Genomic DNA, 24479 nt, shown 5'->3' with positions numbered 1-24479 from the left:
ACTTATCATCCCCTTTTGCTGATGGAGCTGCACATGAACCCATTCAAAGGCCGGCATTTTCAGCGTGACATCATTCTGTGGGCCGTACGCTGGTACTGCAAATACGGCATCAGTTACCGTGAGCTGCAGGAGATGCTGGCTGAACGCGGAGTGAATGTCGATCACTCCACGATTTACCGCTGGGTTCAGCGTTATGCGCCTGAAATGGAAAAACGGCTGCGCTGGTACTGGCGTAACCCTTCCGATCTTTGCCCGTGGCACATGGATGAAACCTACGTGAAGGTCAATGGCCGCTGGGCGTATCTGTACCGGGCCGTCGACAGCCGGGGCCGCACTGTCGATTTTTATCTCTCCTCCCGTCGTAACAGCAAAGCTGCATACCGGTTTCTGGGTAAAATCCTCAACAACGTGAAGAAGTGGCAGATCCCGCGATTCATCAACACGGATAAAGCGCCCGCCTATGGTCGCGCGCTTGCTCTGCTCAAACGCGAAGGCCGGTGCCCGTCTGACGTTGAACACCGACAGATTAAGTACCGGAACAACGTGATTGAATGCGATCATGGCAAACTGAAACGGATAATCGGCGCCACGCTGGGATTTAAATCCATGAAGACGGCTTACGCCACCATCAAAGGTATTGAGGTGATGCGTGCACTACGCAAAGGCCAGGCCTCAGCATTTTATTATGGTGATCCCCTGGGCGAAATGCGCCTGGTAAGCAGAGTTTTTGAAATGTAAGGCCTTTGAATAAGACAAAAGGCTGCCTCATCGCTAACTTTGCAACAGTGCCTCTTTTATATACCCGGAGCTGGATAAGCAACGAACGTCCTGGCCTGCTTTTCGATCTGGCGACAGGGTGGCTTATGCAACATCGTATTATTCTCCCCGGAGCCACTACGCTGACCCGGTTGATTTCAGAGGTAAGGGAAAAGGCGACGTTGCGCCTGTGGAACAAACTGGCACTGATACCGTCAGCCGAACAGCGTTCACAGCTGGAGATGCTGCTGGGGCCAACTGATTGCAGCCGCCTGTCTTTACTGGAATCACTGAAAAAGGGCCCTGTGACCATCAGTGGTCCGGCGTTTAATGAAGCAATTGAACGCTGGAAAACTCTGAACGATTTTGGCCTGCATGCTGAAAACCTGAGTACACTCCCGGCTGTGCGCCTGAAAAATCTCGCACGTTATGCTGGTATGACTTCGGTGTTCAATATTGCCAGGATGTCACCGCAGAAAAGGATGGCGGTTCTGGTTGCCTTTGTCCTTGCATGGGAAACGCTGGCGCTGGATGATGCATTGGACGTTCTGGGGTTCTAAGCGGGAATCCCAGAAAATTCCGTCATTCCGTATGATGAAAATTCAGTCGACTCCTCGCTTGACGTGACGAGCGCCAAAAGCCTGCCGCATCTGCCTGGCGCGCTCGAGCTCATCGCCATGCAAATACATCGACGTCGTGGCGATCGACGCATGGCGTAGGTTGTCGCGCACCGCGGTGAGCTGAGCTCCCCGGGCCAACGCATGGCTGGCATGACTGTGACGCATCCAATGAGGCGTGGCACGGCGCAGCTTTTCGGCGGCGACCGGATGATCGGCCTCAATGGCCTCAGCGGCTTGCGTAAAGAATCTTCGCAACACGCACCAAAGGTGAGGGCCGGTGATGCCGGCATTACCGTCTTCCCCAAGACTGCCCACCAGGGGCGTTTTCGGATTCCACCGTTCCCGGCTGACTGGCAGTTGACGCTGTGCCAAGTATTGGTCCAGCGCCGTATACGCGAGCGGCGGCAAGGCCACCTTACCTGGTTTGCCACCTTTGCCAACCAAATGCAGCCAGTGGTCACCGTGCTCGTCGAGGCGGACATTACCCAGGACGGCGCCGACCAGTTCGCTAGCGCGCAGGCCCGTGGCATAGCCGAAGTCGAGCATGAAGCGCAGGCGTTGTGCTGCCGGCTCGGACCAGCCGTAGGACCATTCCAGGCCGTCTGCAATGGCGCGCAGCAGTAGCCATTCTCCCTCGGTAAAGCCTCGCGCCGTATCCAGTGCGGGCCGCAAGGCGTGACCGCGTACCTTGACGCCGGCGAAAGGGTTGGCCAGCACATAGCGCTGCTCGATGAGCCACCGGAACAGCGCCGAGAGCACCGTCAGCGCATACGCTGCCGAGCGTGCGGACAAGCCGCCCGAGAAGGGGCGCCATTCCACCGAATCGCGTGGTCGAGGTGGCCCCACCCAACGCTCGCGCGGGGTCGGGTGCCGGACAAAGGCCCGGTACGCGATTGCATCGTCCGTGGTCAGGGATGATAGCGCCCGTCCGCGTTCGACGATGGCCCACAGGATTAGCCGCGCAGCCTCCTTGCGATAGGCGCGCTGTGTGGCGACAGTCTCGTGCAGCGCCAGCCAGGCCTGCACGGCCTCGTAGTCGTTGGTCGCATTCAGCGTGCAAGCGTTGCGCGGGGCCCGGAAATTGCCCTGCGAGCCGTCGACTTCGTTCGGCAGACGCAACTGCTCCCACGGCACGATGCCGCTGGGCTGAATAATCGGGATCAGGGCCCGGGCGCGCTCGGTGAGCTGCGGATGTGCGGCAAAGAAAGCCTCGACCTGCCGGGCGCCTGTCATGCCGAGTCCCTCGATGGCTTTCCACCAGCCACGCCGGCGGGGAATGCGCACGGTCAGCGCCGAGAGGGTGTGGATACCGTACGCCTGCAGTGCCCTGACGGTCCTCGGAGACAGCCACTGGTCGATGCTGTCGCTGATCTGGGGCTTCGGCGCCGGCAGCGTGGGCAAGAGCCGGATCGCGCGTTCGACGGCACCCGCGCGCCCCTGTCGCTCTTCGGGGGCGTGCTGGAACACGTCGGCCAGATCCGGCCGGTGGCGGCTGTTGGCGAAAACGATGAGCTGGCGGCGGATATGCCCCAGCATCCCTCGCGCTGATTGACCGGCGGCCTTGCGTGCCGCCAGGTAGTGTTCAACGGCCGCGCGAGAGCTGAGTCCCGCGTACCAGCCGCGCAAGGCAGCCAGCGAATCCGCATCGGGAAAGCCGACTGGGGTAGAACTCGAAGCCGTAGTCTGGCCCGTTTTCATATGGACAGGTTGCGATTCGAAAAGCGAGTAACGCGATAATAACGATTATTTCAGTAGAATCGAAAATGCCCCATGTTTCTACGAAACCTCAAGATAGCAAGAACGGGCCATGAGCAAGAAGAACAAGCTACTCAGCGTCCTATCCGACGCCGAACAGGAGGCCTTGTATGGCCTGCCGGAGTTCGATGATGCGCAGCAGCTGGAATATCTGGCTGTGACAGAAACCGAGTTGGCGCTTGCCAACAGCCGGCCCAGTCTTCATGCCAAGGTCTATTGCCTCTTGCAGATCGGCTACTTCAAGGCCAAGCATGCCTTCTTCAGTTTCGACTGGGACGAAGTCGAGGACGATTGCGCTTTCGTGCTGAGCCGCTATTTCCACGGCGAGGTGTTCGAACCCAAGGCGATCACCAAGCATGAACGCTACACCCAGCGCGAGCAGATCGCCAAACTATTCGGCTACTGGCCGTGGTCGGCCGCCTTCCTGCCGCAGCTCGAGCAGCAGGCCGCACGGACCGTGCGGCGTGACGTAACGCCGGGGTTCGTCGCCGCCGAGCTGATCGTCTGGCTCAATGAGCACAAGATTATCCGGCCCGGCTATACGACCTTGCAAGAGTTGGTCAGCGAAACGCTATCCGCCGAGCGCCGGCGCCTGGGCAATCTGCTGGAGCAAGCGTTGGACGAATCTGCCAAGGCCGCGCTGAGCCAGCTTCTGGTCCGTGATGACACCCTGTCGCAACTGGCGGCGCTCAAGCAGGACGCCAAGAATTTCGGCTGGCGCCAGATGGTCCGCGAGCGCGAAAAGCGCGCCACGCTGGAGCCGCTGCACGCAATCGCCAAGACACTGCTGCCTAAACTCGACGTCTCGCAGCAGAACCTGCTGTACTACGCGAGCCTGGCAAACTTCTACACCGTCCACGACCTGCGCAATCTGAAGGCCGATCAGACCCAACTCTACCTGCTGTGCTATGCCTGGGTACGCTACCGGCAGCTCTCCGACAACCTGGTCGATGCGATGGCGTACCACATGAAGCAGTTGGAGGACGAAAGCAGCGCTGGTGCCAAACAATCCTTTGCCGACGAGCAGGTGCGCCGTCAGCAGGAAACGCCGCGGGTAGGCCGCCTGCTGTCACTCTACGTTGATGATAGCGTGGCCGATCCCACGCCCTTCGGCGAGGTGCGGCAGCGCGCCTACAAGATCATGCCTCGCGATACGCTGCAAACCACGGCGCAGCGTATGAGCGTGAAGCCGGCGAGCAAGCTGGCCTTGCAGTGGCAGGCGGTGGACGGGCTGGCCGACCGCATGCGCCGCCATCTTCGTCCACTGTACGTTGCGCTCGACCTCTCCGGCTCCAATCCAGACAGTCCATGGCTTGCCGCGCTGGCCTGGGCCAAAGGTGTTTTTGCCAAGCAGCAGCGGCTGTCGCAACGGCCACTCGACGAGTGGCCCGCGGCGACACTTCCGAAACGCTTGCGGCCGTACCTGCTGACCTTCGACGCCGACGGTAAACCAACCGGCCTGCACGCTGACCGCTACGAGTTCTGGCTGTACCGCCAGATCAGGAAGCGTCTCCAATCGGGTGAACTCTACCTCGACGACAGCCTGCAACACCGGCACTTCTCAGATGAACTGGTTGAGATGGACAGGAAGATCGATGTGCTCGCAAAAATGGAGATCCCCTTCCTGCAGCAACCCGTCCATGCCCAACTCGATGCGCTGACTGCCGAACTGCGCACGCAGTGGCTGGCGTTCAACCGCGAGCTGAAACAGGGCAAGCTGACGCACCTCGAATACAACAAGGACACGCAGAAACTGACCTGGCGCAAGCCCAAGAGCGAGAATGAGAAAGCGCGCGAAAAGGCATTCTACGAGAAGCTTCCGTTCTGCGACGTGGCCGACGTGTTTCGCTTCGTCAACGACGAGTGCAAGTTTCTGTCGGCGTTCACGCCCATGCAGCCGCGCTACGCGAAGAAGGTCGCCGACGCTGACAGCCTGATGGCGGTCATCATCGCGCAAGCGATGAACCACGGCAACCACGTCATGGCGCGCACCAGCGACATCCCGTACCACGTGCTGGATAGCGGCTACCAGCAGTACCTGCGCCAGGCAACGCTGCACGCGGCCAACGACTGCATCAGCAACGCCATCGCCACGCTACCGATCTTCCCATACTACTCGTTCGACCTCGAAACGCTGTACGGTGCCGTCGACGGGCAGAAATTCAGCGTCGAACGGCCGACCGTGAAGGCGCGCTATTCGCGCAAGTACTTCGGGCGCGGCAAGGGCGTGGTCGCCTACACGCTGCTGTGCAACCACATCCCGCTCAACGGCTACCTGATCGGCGCGCACGACTACGAGGCCCACCACGTGTTCGACATCTGGTATCGCAACACGTCGGACATCATGCCGACCGCGATCACCGGCGACATGCACAGCGTCAACAAGGCCAACTTCGCCATCCTGCATTGGTTTGGCCGGCGGTTCGAGCCGCGCTTCACCGACCTCAACGCGCAATTGAAAGAACTCTACTGCGCTGACGATCCAGCACAGTATCAGGCGTGCCTGATTCGGCCAGTCGGGAAAATCGACTGCGATCTCATCCATCGCGAGAAGCCGAACATCGACCGGATCGTCGCCACACTCGGGCTGAAGGAAATGACGCAGGGCACGCTGATCCGCAAGCTGTGCACCTACACCACGACGAACCCGACGCGGCGCGCGATCTTCGAGTTCGACAAGCTCATCCGCAGCATCTACACGCTTCGCTACCTGCGCGATCCGCAACTGGAACGCAACGTGCACCGCTCGCAAAATCGCCTCGAGTCCTACCATCAGCTACGCTCGGCCATTGCCCAGGTCGGCGGTAAGAAGGAACTGACCGGTCGCACCGACATTGAAATCGAGATCAGCAACCAGTGCGCACGGCTGATCGCCAACACGATCATTTTCTACAACTCGGCAATCTTGTCGCGGCTGGTGACCAAGTACGAGGCGGCCGGCAACAGCAAGGCGCTGGCACTCATCACAAAAATTTCGCCTGCGGCATGGCGGCACATCCTGCTCAACGGGCACTACACCTTTCAAAGCAGCGGCAAGACGATCGATCTCGATGCGATCGTCGCAGGCCTGGAACTGGAGTGACGGAATTTTCAGCGGTTCCGTGTTAGCAGCAGTGTAAAACTGACCCACCCCAGCGAAGTAAAACTGATCCACCTGGGCTAGTTTGGCGGCCTTTTCGAGGCCGTCGATGTTGACCCAGGAGCAAACCGTGGAAATCAGAGTTCTTGCCCGACAGGGCCACTCCATCCGGCACATCGCCCGCACGTTGGGGGTCTCGCGCAATACCGTGCGCCGCTACCTCCGCGATCCGTCGGTAGCGCGATACCAGCCCCGTGAACCACGCCCCACCAAACTGGGGCCATTTGAATCTTATCTGCGGCAACGGGTCGAGCAGGCCCACCCCATCTGGCTGCCTGCCACCGTCCTGAATCGGGAAATCCGCGCTCAAGGGTATGGCGGCGGTCTCTCGTTATTGCGCGCCTTCCTCGCCACGCTCAAGCCCGCCCGCCGCGAAGCAGGTCCGGCCGTCCGTTTCGAGACCGAGCCCGGACGGCAGTTGCAGGCTGATTTCGTGGTCTTGCGCCGGGCCAGATCCCCCATGTCGGCCTTCGTCGCCACGCTGGGATACAGCCGCATGACGTTTGTCACCTTCGTACCGGACGAATCCTTCGAGTCCGTGCGGGACTCCCTGTTGCTGGCTTTTGACTATCTGGGCGGTGTGCCCCGCGAGGTGTTGTTCGACAACATGAAGACCGTGGTGCTGGAACGCGATGCCTACGGTGACGGCAAGCACCGTTTTCACCCCGGCTTGCTTCAACTGGCCGATGACCTGGGGTTCCGGATCCGGCTGTGTCGCCCGTATCGGGCCCAGACCAAAGGCAAGGTCGAGCGCTTCAATCGCTACTTCCGCGAGAGCTTCTACAACCCGTTGCTGACCCGGATGAAGGGCACGGGGCTGCTGCTCGATTGTGCTGCTGCCAACCGACGCGTCCGTGACTGGTTGGCAGACGAGGCGAATGTGCGGGTCCACGCCACCCTGAACGAGCGCCCCATCGACCGTTGGCGGCAGGAGCGGGAACACCTGCAACCCTTGCCATCCCGTGTGCGGCGCGACGAGGCCCCCCTGCTGGATAACAGTCTCCGCCCGGTACCACTGGAATCTCTCCAGCACCCACTGTCTGTCTATGACGCAATTGGGGAGGCCTGCCGATGAACCTCCAGCATGAGCGGATCGACGCCCTGTGCCAGCAACTCAAACTCGAACGGGTGGCAACGCATTACCCCGTCCTGGCGCAGCAGGCGGTGCGCGAGGACTTCAGCTTCACCGACTTCCTGGAACACCTGTTGCGGCATGAAGCGGGGTGTCGCCAGCAGCGCAGCCGCGAACTGCTGACGCGGATGGCTTGCTTCCCGGGCATCAAGACCCTGGAGGACTATGACTTCAGCTTCAACCCCGGCGTGCCCAAGGCACTGGTGCAGGAGCTGGGCAGTCTGGCGTTTGTCGAACGGGCCGAGAACGTGGTGCTGATCGGACCCTCTGGCATCGGCAAGACCCACCTCGCCATCGCCTTGGGTTACAAGGCCGCGCAAGCCGGGGTCAAGACACGCTTCATCACGGCAGCCGACCTGATGCTGCAACTGAGCACGGCGCAGCGACAAGGGCGGCTGAAGGAATACTTCAACCGCGCCATCCTCGGTCCACGGCTGCTGGTGATCGATGAGATCGGCTACCTGCCTTTCGGACGCGAGGAAGCGAACCTGTTCTTTCAGGTGGTGGCGAAGCGCTATGAGAAAGGGGCGATGATCCTGACCTCGAACCTGCCGTTCAGCCAGTGGGCCGACGCGTTTGCCGGCGATACCACCCTGACAGCCGCGATGCTGGATCGGCTGCTGCACCATGCCCATATCCTGACCCTGAGCGGCGAAAGCTACCGCTTGAAGGACAAGAGGAAGGCGGGAGTGGTCAGGAAAAATTCCAAACCCGAATGATCCAGGTGGGTCAGTATTACTTTGGTGATTCAGGGGTAAAGTGGGTCAGTTTTCAGTTGGTGTTGACACCGGCGTACCCTCGGTGCTATCTTCGCGCCCCAATAGTCGGGGCTTGGCCAGGACTTCCTGAGGCCGTCCGTAACGTGGATGCCGAGGTCAGGCGAGGTGGCCGACCCATGAACGCCGACCTGATTCGTTTTTCAATAGCGCTGGACGTTGTGGTGCCAGGGACTTACCAACCCGATGTGTGCCCATCCGGGGCAGTTACAGCCGTTACAGCCTCTGGAGAGGGAGCGGCTTGCCGCTCGGTGATAATCCCAGCTGTAGCGGCCTGATTACATCCGGCCGCTACACCTAGCTCCACCTTCAAACAAGGAATATCGTTGATGTCACTGTATCGCCGTCTAGTTCTGCTGTCTTGTCTCTCATGGCCGCTGGCTGGCTTTTCTGCCACCGCGCTGACCAACCTCGTCGCGGAACCATTCGCTAAACTCGAACAGGACTTTGGCGGCTCCATCGGTGTGTACGCGATGGATACCGGCTCAGGCGCAACTGTAAGTTACCGCGCTGAGGAGCGCTTCCCACTGTGCAGCTCATTCAAGGGCTTTCTTGCTGCCGCTGTGCTGGCTCGCAGCCAGCAGCAGGCCGGCTTGCTGGACACACCCATCCGTTACGGCAAAAATGCGCTGGTTCCGTGGTCACCCATCTCGGAAAAATATCTGACAACAGGCATGACGGTGGCGGAGCTGTCCGCGGCCGCCGTGCAATACAGTGATAACGCCGCCGCCAATTTGTTGCTGAAGGAGTTGGGCGGCCCGGCCGGGCTGACGGCCTTCATGCGCTCTATCGGCGATACCACGTTCCGTCTGGACCGCTGGGAGCTGGAGCTGAACTCCGCCATCCCAGGCGATGCGCGCGATACCTCATCGCCGCGCGCCGTGACGGAAAGCTTACAAAAACTGACACTGGGCTCTGCACTGGCTGCGCCGCAGCGGCAGCAGTTTGTTGATTGGCTAAAGGGAAACACGACCGGCAACCACCGCATCCGCGCGGCGGTGCCGGCAGACTGGGCAGTCGGAGACAAAACCGGAACCTGCGGAGTGTATGGCACGGCAAATGACTATGCCGTCGTCTGGCCCACTGGGCGCGCACCTATTGTGTTGGCCGTCTACACCCGGGCGCCTAACAAGGATGACAAGCACAGCGAGGCCGTCATCGCCGCTGCGGCTAGACTCGCGCTCGAGGGATTGGGCGTCAACGGGCAGTAAGGCTCTGAAAATCATCTATTGGCCCACCACCGCCGCCCTTGCGGGCGGCATGGATTACCAACCACTGTCACATTTAGGCTAGGAGTCTGCGCGGCAGAGCCGTGTGACCGGTTTTCTGTAGAGCACTGACGATGGCGGCGGCGCTCTCTGCAATTGGCAAGGCGTCGGCGCCAAGGATACCAATCTTGCGGCGCGCGGCGTGTTATGACGACTGGGGTGCATTTGAGCCGCCCCATTTAACCTTCGCCCTCACAGATACGCCATTCGCCTCAGATTTAGCGCCATGCAGACGAGCTTCCACTCGGCTTGCACCTTGTCCAGGCCCCTCATGCTGAACTGACGCAATCCCATCACCGCCTTGATCCAACCATTCGGAGCCTCCACGATCGACTTGCGCCGGCGGTAAGCTGCATCGCCTTGCTCCGTTTTCAATTTCGCCGCAATCGCCGCCGTATGCGGATGGGTCTTGGCATTGACCTTGGCATCTTCACGTCCCTCGCGGCCGAGGGCAACGATGACATCGCCGTGGTGATCGGCGACCTTTGCCAGAACAGCCTCACTACGGAATCCCGCATCCGCCAGCGTCTGGGCCGGCATTTCTCCGGTGTTGGCCTGAACTGCTGCCAGCATGCCCAGCAGCGCCTGACTGTCCGCGGCGCAGTTGGTCAACTCCGCCGCCACGATGATCTGGTGCTCGGCATCGACCGCTGTGTACCCGTTGTAGCTCTGCTCGGAGCCACCACCGGCGTGTTTCATGATCCGGCTGTCCGGATCGGTGAAGCTTTCCTGATCACGGTCATCCGGCACACCAAACTCGCGTTTGTACGAGCCACCGCCCTTGTCCGAGCCATCCGGATGGCGAGGCCGGCGGCCATCGTCTTCGCTGCGCCCCCGGGCCTGGTCCGCTTCACGCTGGCGCGCTTCCAGGCGCGCCTTTGCCGCCTGGATCGCCTCCAGGCGCTTCTCGCGGCGAGAAATCTCGGCAGGAATGTCCAGCTCCGGCTCGTTACGCTCCTGGTCGTCGGTAGCCTTGGCGCGATCAAGCAGCGCCTTGATCTCGCAATGCAATTCGTCCTCGGCCGGCTTCATGCGCTTATAGCTCATCGCCTTGTGGCGGCTGGCGTTGGCTTTTACCTTGGTGCCGTCGACCGCGATCGTGCCAAGCTTCACCAGCCCACATTCGCGCGCCAGTTGCACCACCTGAACGAACAAATTCTCAAGCTCGGTCAGGTGTAGGGCACGGAAGTCACTCAGCGTGCGGTGGGCCGGGAAGTTTCCAGCGGCCAGCACACGCAACGCGACATCCTCGTACAGCTTCCTGGCTAGTTTGCGCGAAGAGAAGACGCCGCTCGCGTAACCATAGATCAGCACTTTGACCATCATCGCCGGATGAAACGGCTGATTGCCCGGACCACCGCCGGCATACCGGGCGTGGAATGCGCTCAAGTCCAGCGTATCGACAGTCTCGCTGATGAAGTAGGCAAGATGCCCTTCAGGTAGCCACTCTCCCAGAGAAGGGGGCAGCAGATAGGATTGGTCGGGTCGGTAAGGAAGGTAACTGGCAGCCATCCCCGTATCGTCCTCGATCTTCCGCCGATTTGGCTTCTGCCGCGCAGGCTCCTAGGCCACCGTAGCTAAACATACGAGAAAAACCGCTTCTTGAGCGCTCTCTGAGACCACCTTGCCGACAACGCAGAAACGGTTGCGGAAAAATCGGCGTTTCCGGCGTACGCCACCCGACCTGGACGAACTATTGCGGACCTGGAACTGGAGTAGCGGAATTCCCCGGGGTTTCAGCGTCGCGCCACAGCGCCTCAGATAGATGCGGTAGCCTTTGGCGGGTCGTCATGCCGCGGACCACCCCCCCAAAAAATTCCACAATGCGGAATGGCGGAATTTTCTGGGGTTCCCGCTTACCCCCCCGTTCTGGACGCCATGCTGGCCGTTATCATCCGTGACGCCAGAAAGATTGGGCAGAAAAAACGGCTCCGCTCGCTGAAGGATCTGGATAAATCTGCATTGGCGCTCGCCAGCGCATGTTCGTACCTGCTGAAAGAAGAAACACCGGACGAATCGATTCGTGCTGAGGTGTTCAGCTACATCCCAAGGCAAAAGCTGGCTGAAATCATCACGCTTGTCCGTGAAATTGCCCGGCCCTCAGACGATAATTTTCATGAAGAAATGGTGGAGCAGTACGGGCGCGTTCGTCGTTTCCTGCCCCATCTGCTGAATACCGTTAAATTTTCATCCGCACCTGCCGGGGTTACCACTCTGAATGCCTGTGACTACCTCAGCCGGGAGTTCAGCTCACGGCGGCAGTTTTTTGACGACGCACCAACGGAAATTATCAGTCGGTCATGGAAACGGCTGGTGATTAACAAGGAAAAACATATCACCCGCAGGGGATACACGCTCTGCTTTCTCAGTAAACTGCAGGATAGTCTGAGGCGGAGGGATGTCTACGTTACCGGCAGTAACCGGTGGGGAGATCCTCGTGCAAGATTACTACAGGGTGCTGACTGGCAGGCAAACCGGATTAAGGTTTATCGTTCTTTGGGGCACCCGACAGACCCGCAGGAAGCAATAAAATCTCTGGGTCATCAGCTTGATAGTCGTTACAGACAGGTTGCTGCACGTCTTTGCGAAAATGAGGCTGTCGAACTCGATGTTTCTGGCCCGAAGCCCCGGTTGACAATTTCTCCCCTCGCCAGTCTTGATGAGCCGGACAGTCTGAAACGACTGAGCAAAATGATCAGTGATCTACTCCCTCCGGTGGATTTAACGGAGTTGCTGCTCGAAATTAACGCCCATACCGGATTTGCTGATGAGTTTTTCCATGCCAGTGAAGCCAGTGCCAGAGTTGATGATCTGCCCGTCAGCATCAGCGCCGTGCTGATGGCTGAAGCCTGCAATATCGGTCTGGAACCACTGATCAGATCAAATGTTCCTGCACTGACCCGACACCGGCTGAACTGGACAAAAGCGAACTATCTGCGGGCTGAAACTATCACCAGCGCTAATGCCAGACTGGTTGATTTTCAGGCAACGCTGCCACTGGCACAGATATGGGGTGGAGGAGAAGTGGCATCTGCAGATGGAATGCGCTTTGTTACGCCAGTCAGAACAATCAATGCCGGACCGAACCGCAAATACTTTGGTAATAACAGAGGGATCACCTGGTACAACTTTGTGTCCGATCAGTATTCCGGCTTTCATGGCATCGTTATACCGGGGACGCTGAGGGACTCTATCTTTGTGCTGGAAGGTCTTCTGGAACAGGAGACCGGGCTGAATCCAACCGAAATTATGACCGATACAGCAGGTGCCAGCGAACTTGTCTTTGGCCTTTTCTGGCTGCTGGGATACCAGTTTTCTCCACGCCTGGCTGATGCCGGTGCTTCGGTTTTCTGGCGAATGGACCATGATGCCGACTATGGCGTGCTGAATGATATTGCCAGAGGGCAATCAGATCCCCGAAAAATAGTCCTTCAGTGGGACGAAATGATCCGGACCGCTGGCTCCCTGAAGCTGGGCAAAGTACAGGTTTCAGTGCTGGTCCGTTCATTGCTGAAAAGTGAACGTCCTTCCGGACTGACTCAGGCAATCATTGAAGTGGGGCGCATCAACAAAACGCTGTATCTGCTTAATTATATTGATGATGAAGATTACCGCCGGCGCATTCTGACCCAGCTTAATCGGGGAGAAAGTCGCCATGCCGTTGCCAGAGCCATCTGTCACGGTCAAAAAGGTGAGATAAGAAAACGATATACCGACGGTCAGGAAGATCAACTGGGCACACTGGGGCTGGTCACTAACGCCGTCGTGTTATGGAACACTATTTATATGCAGGCAGCCCTGGATCATCTCCGGGCGCAGGGTGAAACACTGAATGATGAAGATATCGCACGCCTCTCCCCGCTTTGCCACGGACATATCAATATGCTCGGCCATTATTCCTTCACGCTGGCAGAACTGGTGACCAAAGGACATCTGAGACCATTAAAAGAGGCGTCAGAGGCAGAAAACGTTGCTTAACGTGAGTTTTCGTTCCACTGAGCGTCAGACCCCTTATCCGTTTCAGTTTGCCATGATCGCATTCAATCACGTTGTTCCGGTACTTAATCTGTCGGTGTTCAACGTCAGACGGGCACCGGCCTTCGCGTTTGAGCAGAGCAAGCGCGCGACCATAGGCGGGCGCTTTATCCGTGTTGATGAATCGCGGGATCTGCCACTTCTTCACGTTGTTGAGGATTTTACCCAGAAACCGGTATGCAGCTTTGCTGTTACGACGGGAGGAGAGATAAAAATCGACAGTGCGGCCCCGGCTGTCGACGGCCCGGTACAGATACGCCCAGCGGCCATTGACCTTCACGTAGGTTTCATCCATGTGCCACGGGCAAAGATCGGAAGGGTTACGCCAGTACCAGCGCAGCCGTTTTTCCATTTCAGGCGCATAACGCTGAACCCAGCGGTAAATCGTGGAGTGATCGACATTCACTCCGCGTTCAGCCAGCATCTCCTGCAGCTCACGGTAACTGATGCCGTATTTGCAGTACCAGCGTACGGCCCACAGAATGATGTCACGCTGAAAATGCCGGCCTTTGAATGGGTTCATGTGCAGCTCCATCAGCAAAAGGGGATGATAAGTTTATCACCACCGACTATTTGCAACAGTGCCGTCCAGCGGATATCAGCGCTGAAAGATGATGGCTGAGCGTGGAGGCAGGAATCTCAAGGTGCTTCTGCAGTTCGCCAACCGGCAGGCCTTCATGACCCGCCCTGACCAGCTCCCGGTATATGCTGAGACGTGTCGGGTGGCCCAGTTCTCGAAGTGCGTTTGCAGCAGTGTTTAAATCCATAATACCTCCTTTATCTATATTTCCAGAATAATAGAAATATAGCCTGCGTCAATCGTTTCTGCCGTGAGGGTACCGCTTTCCCAATCATGCTCTGTCCGCCAGGTTATGGGGGGCAGAGCCAGAGCACTACCGAAATCCTTGCGAATACCCGTGCAGGGAATAATTTCCGCCCCCTTTATGGCCGGAAAAAAAACTGATAAACGTCGCCTTTTCAGAAGGTTGCTTTCTTAACGTGGTTTTTCGCATGGTTGGACCTCAGACCCCATATAGGCAGCGCTAAGGGCAATCCGTGGGTACAGGATATTAACCACCGCGTTACTTTGTGGTTGCCCTGGCGGATAGGCTTTGTACGAGGAGGGAACCATTCTATTGCCAGCGGCGTTCTGGCCGGTGAGGGTGAGGTAATACCCGATACGGTTTATGATATGCGGTATTTGCTCGATATTGTCAGCACTGACGGGTATTACTGGTACATGAGCGGGAAGATCTGCGAGAGAGTCAGTGACTACCGTACAGCCGCCTTTTTTGAAATAGGCCGCCTGCTTACACTGTGATTCCTTCAAAATATCTCAACGAAATTTCCCGACACCTGTTTAAGCTATCTTGCTGATATTTCTGTTTTTCGATTTTTGCCGGCGCGATGCCGGCGACGTTGGCCAGCTGCCCCGTGCGCGATACTGAGATCAGTTTCTTTGAACAAAAAAAACCGCCTTTCGGCGGTCAGTATTCAGTAGCTGGAACGGTAGTCTCTCCCCCGATTCCAGCGGTCTTGCCAGTGTTCGAGGAATGATTCAGCGAGCTTAGGCATGTTCCAGATCACCACCGCATTCTCCGAGTTTTTCGTTTCGGCCGCTTTGGTGAAATTAAAGCTGCCAGTTTCAACGGTCACATTATCCACGATGATCACCTTGTCATGCTGGATAGGGAAATCACTGTCAGTACGCAAAGGGATGCCGCTGTTCGCTATGTAGTTCATGGCCGCAATGCTGGCGCGCCCCGTATTGCCCCTTTCATCAATTACGATTTTCACATCAACTCCCCGTTTTTTGGCTGCTACCAGTGCCTTCATAATATCCGGGGCGGTAAAAGAATAAGCCATCATCCGTATCGAGGTTTTTGCGGAGTCAATGGCGCTCAGGACGAGAACGCGGGCGCTTCCTTCAGGCGAGTAGCCAACCTGAACGGATGGTTCCACCGCAAAGGCGGGCAGGGCGGCTGTCGTAAATGCTGCGGCCAGAAGCCAGGTTGCTAAGTTTTTCATTACAGGCTCCCGTTCACACACTGCATTTTATATTCAGGGTCAAAATAAATTTCTTTGATTTTCCGCTTTTCCATATGCACCACAACGTCAATGGTGGAGTAGAGCATTCGCATAATATCGCTCATATCGAGCATACGGCCGATAGGGGTCGCCTTGATAAGCAGCCCAATACGGTTAAAGGCATCGCGCGCAGAGTTAGCGTGCGTTGACATAACACCGCCTGGATGGCCGGTATTAAGTGCTTTAAGATAATCCCACGCAGCATCATCCCTAAGCTCAGTCATGATGATACGGCCCGGTGTCAGACGCATACAGGCTCGCAGGGCATCAGTGGCGCTGACGCGGCCGATCTTTCCTGCATCGCCGTACATCATATAAACGGCTTCTACAACGTGATCGACCGTGACTTCGTGAACGTCCTCTAAAATAATTACACGCTCGTCTTTATGTAGCGATTTTAACAGCGCGCGCGTGAGTACCGTTTTCCCCGACCCGGTTTCACCGCAGATCACGATAGTGCGTTTCTTCTCAACGGCGGTTTGCAGGAATGCGGGCCATTTTTCGCTGCTGTGCAGCTCTTTAAGGAAAAAATCATCATCCGTTAGGCTTTGCTTGCTGCCGGTAATCTTCCGGCAGTCACTGAAAATCCCCTCGCTGGTCAGCTGCTCCAGATTTTTATCGGCCGCCAAATCCTTACGAAACGCTACGGCCGTTGTACCGTCAATCACCGCAGGGGGCAGACAGATAACGCCCCTGATCCCGCCAGGCAGGATCACGTCATTAATGGCCTGCATGGTCAGCTTGTTGCTGCTCACCAACGATTTAGCAAGGTTCCTAATAAAATCTGCCGTAATTGCCGCGTTCTGCACAACCCTGCGGCCGCTGAACGTATCACAGATAACTTCCTGAAAGCAGTTAATGCGAATTTCAAAAACAGTAGGATCTTCTAAATACTCGCGCAGTGGGCCAAGTTGATAGAAAGCTGCATCAGTCATGATTACTCCTGAAGAAAAGCGGGCGCTAAGCGCCCACTTTTTTAGTTGTCTGCGAGCGTATAAACGCCGCTGAAATCGAGGTCGCGGGCAACAAAAATGCTCACCGCATCACCCTGCTGATCGTAGAGGGTAGGGGGGATAGACATGTAAGAGCGAAGTGCTTCAGACGCCAGCTGCTCACCGCTGTTTTCTGTGCTGTTGTACTGAATGTTATTACTCTGCGTCTGGTTAACCAGCGCCGTTAAGGTGTCAGAGAACAACGAAATCATGATCGCACCACGCAGACGCTCCCACATATGGGTATCCACCTGGCCCGGAATCCCCGCGCTGCCGAGTGAGTTCGTTCCGGCACTGTCAATATTAACGATTGTCCCGTCCTGGTCATTGCGGATACGCTCCCAGAGAACAAACACGCGCGCCTGGCCGTCTTTGATACCACCGGTAATCTGCCCGTCAACCCATGAGCCTTTATCAATCAGCCTAACGAGTCCATCAGCTGAGTAAACGTCCTGTGAAACCCGGCAGGAAACCTGACCCGGAACAGTGGTATCCAGCTCGGTGCCGGTACCACAGGGGATCATTTTGCCTTTCGGAACAGTCAGGCTGGGATTAGCCATGACTCCAGCGCGGCTAGCCTTCAGCCTTGCAGGAGTCAGGTTTTTAGCGAGTGCTGAACTACCTTCGCTTGTTTCGTTGTCCTGGGGCTGCACTCCGGGACTATTGCTTGTAGCCGCCTGATTAGTCTGGGCCAGCTCGCCGCCCAGACGACGCTGCATAGCCAGTTCTTCAGGCGAAGGTTCTTTACGCTTATTAGAGGTACGCGCGGCGGTATTGCTGCTGCCCGCATCTGCATCTGCCTGTGCGGCAGCCTGCACAGCACGGGCATCAGTGGCGCTATTCTGCGCAGTTGCAGGTTTATTAACATCAGGATCGCTGTTAAAGCTGTAGTTTGGCAGTGTATTGGCCTGTTGCGCTTTACCACCGTCTTTATCAGCTTCAGCTTTAGCCGGGGTGCGAATTTTACCCATGACCGTAATCCCGATGAATACCAAAGCAAGCAGCGCCATCAGTATGACAAAGGCTTTCATACCAGGAGCCGAACGGCGGTTACTGCCTTTAAATCCGCCACGCTCGCTTTCAAATTCACCGTCTCCGGTGTTTTCATCGAGTTCCTGATCTACATCGACACTTTTACGGGCCATCAGTTATCCTCCCCAATTTGAACCCTGCGCACATCCGGGGAAGCCGTACCGGTTGCTACCGCACCGGCGCCCGGCGCGAAATTATTATTACGAACGCCAACGACTTTATCGCCCAGACGAATACGCCACTCTTTAGCGACGGTTTCCACCTCGATGATGTTGCGGTTCTCACCCACAACATGAGAGTTAGGCAGCGTTTCTTTGCCACTGGCCGAGATCATGTAGACCTGCGGTAACTCCGCATTGGCCGGAAACTCAAACCGGGTAAAGCGGTAGTTATCCCAGACGTGAACCGGCTGGATGCTGCGCATTTCAGGCTGTTCGCTCATTACGTACTGATAGTTCTTCGCCCCCGCAAAAGCCGTCTGCTTCAGCTTCTGCGTAATGCGTTTTTTATCAGCCGCGCTTTTGGCTTTTTCCTGCTGCTCAAACGGATATTCATAGGTCAGCTGAAGAACGGCCTGGCGCACAGCCCACGGCGTTTCAATAAAGGATTTTGATACCGTACCGTCTGCATTTTTCTTCGTTTCTTCACCGATGAAATGGAGGACGATGTTATAGGTGCGCTTATCGGTGACGATCACCAGGTTGGTATCACTCATGGCCTGTTTCGGCTTCACAAAAAAATGGTTCATTTTGTGCGCAAACGTCCAGCTTTCAGAATCGCCAAAAGCATGAGTGATATAGGTTTCGTCAGGCGCGACAACAATGTGGGTAGCCACACCGGCGATAGCGTCAATTTTGACCACATTAACAGGGTTATAAACAACGCTTTTAATGCGATAGTCATAAGGAGAATTGCGGCCAACCTCAAGCGCCATAACGTTAGTGGCCGCGCCTCCCAGGACTGACAAAACGACTGCTGAAAGAAGTAGTTTTTTCATGGGGCAGCCCTCAGTTAACTTCAGGGTTGACGCGATAACTCGTCACGCGGAAACCCAGCGGGTTGACATAACGCTGCTCAGCATTCATCGCCAGCGATTTATATTCATACCCCATAATGGCAATCCAGCGCTGCGGCTGATCATCAACGGGATTGCTGCGCACGCGGCGAACCGTAGTAAAGCGTATCGTTGCTACGCCGTGCGGTTTATCGAGGATCACAGAGTTAATCTTCACGCGGGTCGTTTCACTGTCGCCCAGAACCTTATCAAGACCGTTGCGGCCCTTGAACTTGCTCTGGTAAGACTCTGCCACGTTCGGCGTGGACATTAAGCCAACGGCCGTATAGTCGACCTGAACTGAATAGAAGTCATAGCTCTCACGGTGAATGACATATTGTGTCAGCCAGAACTTATCAATTTCGTCACCATAAGAGGTCTGGTCGCGGGTCAGCTTGACCTGCTGTACTTCGTGAGTGGCCTCGTTGAGCGTTAGCAGATGTGCGGGGATTGGCTGGCTGTACTTATGCACCACGTAACCAACTAAAGAGAGTGCAAAAACAGTTACCACCGCTGAACCGGTGGCAACCATCCAGGCGGTACGCCGGGACTTCAGCACTTCATCCATCAGATCAACTTCAAGCCCTTTACGGCTTTCGTTGAACTCTTTAATGGCTTCACGTGTAAGCCCTGTTTTTTTATTAGCTTTCATTTGCACCACCTTGCGTATCAACCGGGATTGTTTTGTTTACTGGAACGGTGTTGCTCCAGTCCGGCTCCGGTGGCGGTTTATGCCCGCTGGAACAGGCGCTAATCAGAAGAACTCCCATAAGCAATAAGCTGCGCATTACGGCATCCATTATCGGTTGTTGAACGTACTAATTATAATAAGTCGCCGAAATTGCAATTTCAACGACTTTTGTTTTAATTTTATGCAGCCTTCTTCCCGCGACTGCCCCTTGCCTTACCACTTAAATTAGAACCACTGCTTCCTCCGCTGTTGCTGCCACTTCCTCCACCTGCCGATTGCTGGCCGCCGCCACTGTTACCGCCTCTGAACGCATTACCGCCAAACATGCCGTGGCTGCCCATATTGCCAAGCGCCTGCATGGAAGAACCCGTAGAGCGTGCGGCGTCAGCAACTCCGGCGCTGATACCGCTACCCCAGCTGGCGGCAATTTGCGGAATCTGGAACAGAACGAAAACGGAAATGACCGTCAGTAATAAGGCGGAGATAGAACCAGTGATTGATGAGTAAGCGGCATCAGAGTTCATCGAGGACAGGAGGTTGTCGAACATCTGCATGATGAAACCAAACACGAGCGCAAGAATGACGACGACAAGGCCATAGTTAATGACCGACGCCAGCCAGCGAGCAAAGATGTTTTTTGTCGCTCCCCACAGCAGGCAGAAGATTGCAATCGGGCCAAAACAAAGCGTAACGGCCAGAAGGATCTTAGCCATGATCACAAAGCCCGCACCGAGGCCGCCCAGCACAACGGTAGCAATCATCATAATGCCGCCAATGGCATACGCGGCCAGGCCGCTCGATGAAAACACGTCTGCGGCTTCCCATGCGGTGTTGACGATCTTGATACCTTTTTCAATACCGCTATCAATAATCGCCGGTACGCCACTTGCACCGACTTTATTAGGGGCAGACAGTATCCCGGCAAAATCATCCGGCAGGTGAAGCGCCACGTTGACCAGTTCCTGTTGATACCAGCCGCCCGCCGTTGCAAAGCTCAGGATAAGGGCTATGGAAAGATACTCTTTAATCAGCGAACTCAGGCTGTCGCCCGCCCCCGGATTAAACGCTGAGTACATCCCCTGAACCATCAGCTTGATTGTCAGACAGGTGGCAATCAGAGGCGTTACATCAGAGATAATGGTGGCAACATTGGCGCTCACCATTGACGTAATCGCCCCGTCTACTTTTGCGAAAATGTCTGCGACTAGGGTGAATGCCATATTGCCTCCTTACTCCTAAATTTTCGGTGAATTGATTTCGCCGTCTTTTTTGCCGAACACAAACAGCTGACGATCGGCTTCGCGCGCGTTTTTGCAATCAGGTTTCTGAAGTTCATCCGCGTCTTTCTTGCATTCCTGAATTGTTGCCTTGCGCTCTTTCTCATGTTTTTTGTACCACTCCACGTCATGCGAGGCATCGCAGGCCACCAGGAGGAAAGGGATAACAAGCAGTAGTTTTTTCATAATTACCTCAGTTAATTGAAGGTGACGCGGTAACGTCCCCGCCGGTTCCAAAAACAAAATTGTGGGTGGCACGTTCTTTCTGCGCACGTAATAGCTTGTCCTGTGACTGCTGCAACATGTTCATCAGATTCAGCTTCGCCTGCTCACCCTGAATAGCACCCTGTGACGTCTGGATACGGGCCTGTAAGTCAGCAATCGATTTCAGGTCTGGAGTCGTTTTAATCTGCTCCGTCAGCTCCTGCATATCGGTTAGTTCCTGCATCTGGTTGTTGTAGGCTTTTTCTGCCATAACGCGGTCATAAGCGCCTTTTTCAGCCAGCTTTTTGTTCATGTAGGTAATTGCTTCGCTGGGCGTCATGTCGTCAACTTCCGCATTAAACTGGCCCATCATGCTGTTAACTGAAGGCGTGACGGAAGAACTGGAGTTCATGGCGTCGCTGTAGATCTCCTTCCAGTTGTCCGGCAAATTATTTGCCAGCGTGCTGGTAGACGTCCCCAGCAGATCGCCCAGGTTGGTTGTCTTTGCCATCGACTCATACATATTTTTCTGCGTTTGCAGCTGGCTTTTAAGCTGCTCCAGCTGCTGCGCCATTTGCTGAAGCTGCTCGACCTGTTTAGCCAGCTCAGTAGGGTTGGTCACGATGATGCCTGCGGAAGCGCTTTGCGCGCCTCCCAGAATCAGGCCGGTGGTCAGCAATACTGCCGTCAGTGTTTTTTTCATGGTGTTTTGCCTCGTTGTTAAGCCGTCAGGCGCCAGTATTCTTTGAGCCATACTTCAGGGTCATTACCGAGCCGTTCAACCAGCTCATGCGCAATTTCGGCGTTTTGTGGTTCACCGGACAACACGCTAAGAACGTTGTCCATTGTCTTAATATCTGCATCAATATCGTCGCTGTTGCGAGGGTAGAGATTGAAAGAAGCAATCGCAGACTGTTGCCCTTGTTTAACCAGGAACTGTCTGGAGTGTTCGGTAATCGACATCAGCGCGTCGTATTCAGCATCAGTAAGGAAGGCATAATCCTCTCGGATAGCTTCCGGATCGCGCAGGCAGATTTTTGTGACGGTCTGCGACATGATCGTGCGGCCAATACGGCTGGACAGCGCATCGTTCGGCTCCTGCGTGGCAAACACATAGATAGCGTCTTTCTTACGGTCAGTTTTGATACCACGCTTAACTTCACGCTCGATAACCGGATCGTCAAGGTAGGCGTGGAACTCGTCAAAGCACTGAATGACGCGGCGTTTGCCGTCGATGGAGTCACGTACCCGGTACAGAAGGTACATCATGAGCGGAGTACGGGCCGGGCTGGATACTTCCTCTTTGGCTGCGATAAACTCGGATAAATCGAAGCCAAAAATATCATTCGCGCTGAGATCCAGGCTGTCTTTATCATTGTCAAACAGCCAGCCATACTGGCCTTCGCGCGTCCATTCGCGCAGCAGCCCTTTCAGTGATACGCCATTTTCCACAACTTCATTCACGTACCCGTCCAGGATAGTAACGGTGCGCGCCTCGCGTGGAATAAGTGAGCCTTCCCCCATAACCGCATCAACGCCTTCAGCCAGTTCGGTAGCCATCGTTGCGCTGATAGGCCCGTTATTGGTGGTTTCCACACAAATGCGGAACAGGTTTTTAATGAGGGCAATATTGCGTTTGGTCGGTTCAATCTGAAGCGGGGCAAACCCGGACGGCATACCCTGTTGCAGAACTTTATAGTAGCCACCAACGCTTCGAATGAACGGCTCCATACCGCGGTCACGGTCATAAACAAAAAGCCGCGGGTTGTACTTCATTGACTGCGCCAGCAGGAAGTTAAGCAGCGTGGTTTTACCTTCCCCCGACATACCCGTTATTAACGCATGGCCCAGCGGGCGTTTACCGTAGGAAAGTTCTTCAAGCGGGGTCACATGGAAATTAAAATAGAGTGGCGTACCGCTGATCGTGCGGAACATGGTCAGCGCTGGCCCCCACGGGTTATTGTCAGGCTTGCCACGCATAAAATTGTGGAACGGGCTGAAGTGCAGGAAGTTCCATGAGTTTATCGGAACCGGGCGCGGCGCCCATTTCTGGTTGCCAGGCAGTCTCGCATAATATGCAGCCTCAGAGGCCAGGCTGATAGTCCCGCCAACCACGCCACAGCCGGTTAGCATAACCTTCACACGACGCGCTTTGCGCTGTACCGCGTTTTGGTCATTATCCCAGACATGCACGGTTCCATGATGGTAGCCCATCACGAACTCTCTGGACGTCAGCATATCGAGCGCAGTACCAAGCTGTGCCAGCTGGCTTTGCGCACGGTCGCGCGTTTCCTGCAAAGATTTTTCCTGATGCGTCAGAAACGTTTTAGCTGAAGATTCAGAGAGGCAAGAAAAACTCTGCGTCAGAAGGTATTCAAAATCGGCTTCTTTAAGCATGTTAAGCTGGCCTGGCTCTGTATCTTCTTCGTATTCACGAAATTCAATGCCGGTGGTATAGAAGTTGTGATCTACCGTTCTGATCTGGACAACATCCCCCCACAGGGAGCTAACAGGGCGGTTGTCCATGATGTACTCACGGATACGATCACGGCAAACAGGCACGATGGCCCATTCCATATTTGCGAGGAAATAAAGGAACTCCAGCGCTTTTGAATAAGCGTGAGCCTGCGAAGGTTCAGGCTCGTTGCGTTCGATAACAATGGCTTCGTCAAAAATGTCTGATTCATCGACTTCAGCAAGTTCTTCACGTTCTTTTTTATCAGGCGCAGGAATTTCAACACCGCGTTTGTCACGATAATAGATACCCAACTGCTGAATGCCATACGGCTTCATTGCTTCCAGGATTTGTTCAGAAATATCTTCCAGACCTTCAAGCGCCTCATTCTGCATTTGCTGAATTTCGTCACGAGTCGGCTTTTCAAATTTCGCCAGAAACTTCTGTGTTTTATCCCCTACCTGTTTGTAAATAACGGTCAGATAAAGGTCATTAATCAGCTGCTTGGAATCACCGTGCAGCTTACGGTTATATTGATCAACATAAGCAGGGAAAAAATGGTCATACTCACCATCCGGGTACTCTTTAGCCTCATGGTGATATTCATGCGTCCACAGCTCTACATGGTCTGTTCCGAAGCTCTTGACCAGCGTATTAAGGTCTTTATGCCAGGTGACCAGTTCCCGATCTGATGCGCAGTCATGTGTGCGGCCATCCAGCTTGAAAAAAGCCATCAGATCGCCGTTTTCCATCGAAATCACGTAATCATTGAGGTGATAAGAATAGGGCAAATACTTTTTATTTACTGATGGCTCCTTACGGTAGGCATCAATTTTTTTTGGCTTCGTAGCGGTGGCAGCTCTCATTATTTTAAACCCTTACGTTTGTAGTCAACAGAGGAATAAGACGATCCTCCCCACTGCTTAAACGGAGAATCAAACCAATTACTGAATTTGGTTTTCAACCACAGGCCCATAATTCGAAACATGCGGTCGTCATATTTTGTTAATGCAGCTGAAGGAATCCACAAAAAGACGAACACCAGAATCGCCCACATATGAATAATCATAAAAAGCGAGGCAGAAATCATGAATATCATCATAGCTACATTACGTGGTACACCCAGCGCGCGAGGTAAGCGAGTCGCACCTTTGAAAAGCGGTCTTTTCCCGTCAACGAACATCTTTGTAGTCCTCACTTTGGGG

Annotated in this window: 19 protein-coding genes and 4 pseudogenes; 8 read left to right on the top strand and 15 right to left on the bottom strand. The window is 55.4% G+C overall.

The window, feature by feature from the left end:
* Positions 1–33 precede the first annotated feature (33 nt).
* On the top strand, positions 34–738 hold the full coding sequence (locus tag SK51_RS23435) for an IS6-like element IS26 family transposase (RefSeq protein ID WP_001067855.1): 705 nt from the start codon (positions 34–36) through the stop codon (positions 736–738).
* A 38-nt stretch (positions 739–776) separates the two neighbouring features.
* Positions 777–1307: pseudogene (locus tag SK51_RS23430) on the top strand (DUF4158 domain-containing protein); the annotation flags it as partial.
* Between the two features lie 51 nt (positions 1308–1358).
* Here SK51_RS23430 and tnpR read toward each other — a convergent pair.
* Entirely contained in the window at positions 1359–3074 is a 1716-nt protein-coding gene (tnpR, locus tag SK51_RS23425; protein WP_004152391.1) for a Tn3-like element Tn4401 family resolvase TnpR, read from the bottom strand.
* A gap of 109 nt (positions 3075–3183) precedes the next feature.
* Here tnpR and tnpA point away from each other — a divergent pair, with 109 nt between their 5' ends.
* From tnpA to SK51_RS23400, 4 genes are all read left to right on the top strand, one after another.
* The gene (gene tnpA, locus SK51_RS23420) at positions 3184–6213 is read left to right on the top strand and encodes a Tn3-like element Tn4401 family transposase (RefSeq protein WP_004152392.1); all 3030 of its coding nucleotides are present in this window, start codon (positions 3184–3186) and stop codon (positions 6211–6213) included.
* A gap of 106 nt (positions 6214–6319) precedes the next feature.
* Positions 6320–7345: an IS21 family transposase gene (gene istA, locus SK51_RS23415; RefSeq protein ID WP_004199214.1), complete on the top strand. Its 1026-nt coding sequence runs from the start codon at positions 6320–6322 to the stop codon at positions 7343–7345.
* Positions 7342–8121 carry an IS21-like element ISKpn7 family helper ATPase IstB gene (istB, locus tag SK51_RS23410; protein WP_004152394.1) on the top strand — a complete coding sequence of 260 codons (780 nt, stop codon included), beginning with the start codon at positions 7342–7344 and terminating at the stop codon, positions 8119–8121. The genes istA and istB overlap by 4 nt, the downstream gene beginning before the upstream one ends.
* Positions 8122–8507: 386 nt before the next feature.
* A complete protein-coding gene (locus tag SK51_RS23400; protein WP_004199234.1) occupies positions 8508–9389 on the top strand; it encodes a carbapenem-hydrolyzing class A beta-lactamase KPC-2 in 882 nt (293 codons plus the stop codon).
* Between the two features lie 249 nt (positions 9390–9638).
* Here the strand turns inward: SK51_RS23400 and SK51_RS23395 are convergent, their stop codons facing one another.
* Complete coding sequence (locus SK51_RS23395; protein ID WP_004152397.1) at positions 9639–10958, bottom strand: IS1182-like element ISKpn6 family transposase; 1320 nt, start codon at positions 10956–10958, stop codon at positions 9639–9641.
* Positions 10959–11312: 354 nt separating this feature from the next.
* Between SK51_RS23395 and SK51_RS23390 the strand changes: the two are divergent.
* Positions 11313–13424, top strand: a pseudogene (locus SK51_RS23390) (Tn3-like element Tn3 family transposase); the annotation flags it as partial.
* 19 nt (positions 13425–13443) lie between these two features.
* Here the strand turns inward: SK51_RS23390 and SK51_RS24870 are convergent.
* Positions 13444–14004 (bottom strand): annotated as a pseudogene (locus SK51_RS24870) (IS6-like element IS26 family transposase); the annotation flags it as partial.
* Positions 14005–14068: 64 nt separating this feature from the next.
* Positions 14069–14248: pseudogene (locus SK51_RS24860) on the bottom strand (ArsR/SmtB family transcription factor); the annotation flags it as partial.
* A gap of 248 nt (positions 14249–14496) precedes the next feature.
* Here SK51_RS24860 and SK51_RS25810 point away from each other — a divergent pair.
* Complete coding sequence (locus SK51_RS25810) at positions 14497–14802, top strand: DUF6710 family protein (RefSeq protein ID WP_011742557.1); 306 nt, start codon at positions 14497–14499, stop codon at positions 14800–14802.
* 173 nt (positions 14803–14975) lie between these two features.
* On the opposite strand, the gene SK51_RS23370 is transcribed toward SK51_RS25810, so the two are convergent.
* The 11 genes from SK51_RS23370 to SK51_RS23325 all read right to left on the bottom strand — a co-directional run.
* Positions 14976–15509: a phospholipase D family nuclease gene (locus SK51_RS23370; RefSeq protein WP_000792636.1), complete on the bottom strand. Its 534-nt coding sequence runs from the start codon at positions 15507–15509 to the stop codon at positions 14976–14978.
* Complete coding sequence (locus tag SK51_RS23365; protein ID WP_000128596.1) at positions 15509–16504, bottom strand: ATPase, T2SS/T4P/T4SS family; 996 nt, start codon at positions 16502–16504, stop codon at positions 15509–15511. Before SK51_RS23365 ends, SK51_RS23370 begins: the two co-directional genes overlap by 1 nt.
* Before the next feature lie 41 nt (positions 16505–16545).
* On the bottom strand, positions 16546–17706 hold the full coding sequence (gene virB10 / locus SK51_RS23360; RefSeq protein WP_000101710.1) for a type IV secretion system protein VirB10: 1161 nt from the start codon (positions 17704–17706) through the stop codon (positions 16546–16548).
* Positions 17706–18590, bottom strand: a complete 885-nt coding sequence (locus SK51_RS23355) for a TrbG/VirB9 family P-type conjugative transfer protein (protein ID WP_000735066.1) — start codon at positions 18588–18590, stop codon at positions 17706–17708. The genes virB10 and SK51_RS23355 overlap by 1 nt, the downstream gene beginning before the upstream one ends.
* A 10-nt stretch (positions 18591–18600) precedes the next feature.
* Entirely contained in the window at positions 18601–19299 is a 699-nt protein-coding gene (locus tag SK51_RS23350) for a VirB8 family type IV secretion system protein (protein WP_000646594.1), read from the bottom strand.
* Entirely contained in the window at positions 19289–19417 is a 129-nt protein-coding gene (locus SK51_RS25805) for a conjugal transfer protein TraN (RefSeq protein ID WP_071882546.1), read from the bottom strand. The genes SK51_RS23350 and SK51_RS25805 overlap by 11 nt, the downstream gene beginning before the upstream one ends.
* Before the next feature lie 100 nt (positions 19418–19517).
* Entirely contained in the window at positions 19518–20558 is a 1041-nt protein-coding gene (locus SK51_RS23345; protein WP_001749958.1) for a TrbL/VirB6 family protein, read from the bottom strand.
* Between the two features lie 15 nt (positions 20559–20573).
* Positions 20574–20801 (bottom strand): IncN-type entry exclusion lipoprotein EexN, encoded by a 228-nt coding sequence (gene eexN / locus SK51_RS23340; protein WP_001749959.1) that lies wholly within the window; start codon positions 20799–20801, stop codon positions 20574–20576.
* A gap of 7 nt (positions 20802–20808) precedes the next feature.
* Positions 20809–21522 carry a TrbJ/VirB5 family protein gene (locus tag SK51_RS23335; RefSeq protein ID WP_001749960.1) on the bottom strand — a complete coding sequence of 238 codons (714 nt, stop codon included), beginning with the start codon at positions 21520–21522 and terminating at the stop codon, positions 20809–20811.
* A gap of 17 nt (positions 21523–21539) precedes the next feature.
* Positions 21540–24008 carry a VirB4 family type IV secretion/conjugal transfer ATPase gene (locus SK51_RS23330; RefSeq protein ID WP_224743086.1) on the bottom strand — a complete coding sequence of 823 codons (2469 nt, stop codon included), beginning with the start codon at positions 24006–24008 and terminating at the stop codon, positions 21540–21542.
* A gap of 131 nt (positions 24009–24139) precedes the next feature.
* A partial coding sequence (locus SK51_RS23325; protein ID WP_230679804.1) for a VirB3 family type IV secretion system protein occupies positions 24140–24479 on the bottom strand: 340 nt, incomplete at its 5' end.

Source organism: Enterobacter sp. MGH85, assembly GCF_001037655.1.
GTDB lineage: Bacteria > Pseudomonadota > Gammaproteobacteria > Enterobacterales > Enterobacteriaceae > Enterobacter > Enterobacter intestinihominis.
Note: the sequence above shows the minus strand (reverse complement) of the source record. Positions and strands in the feature narration are given on the sequence as shown.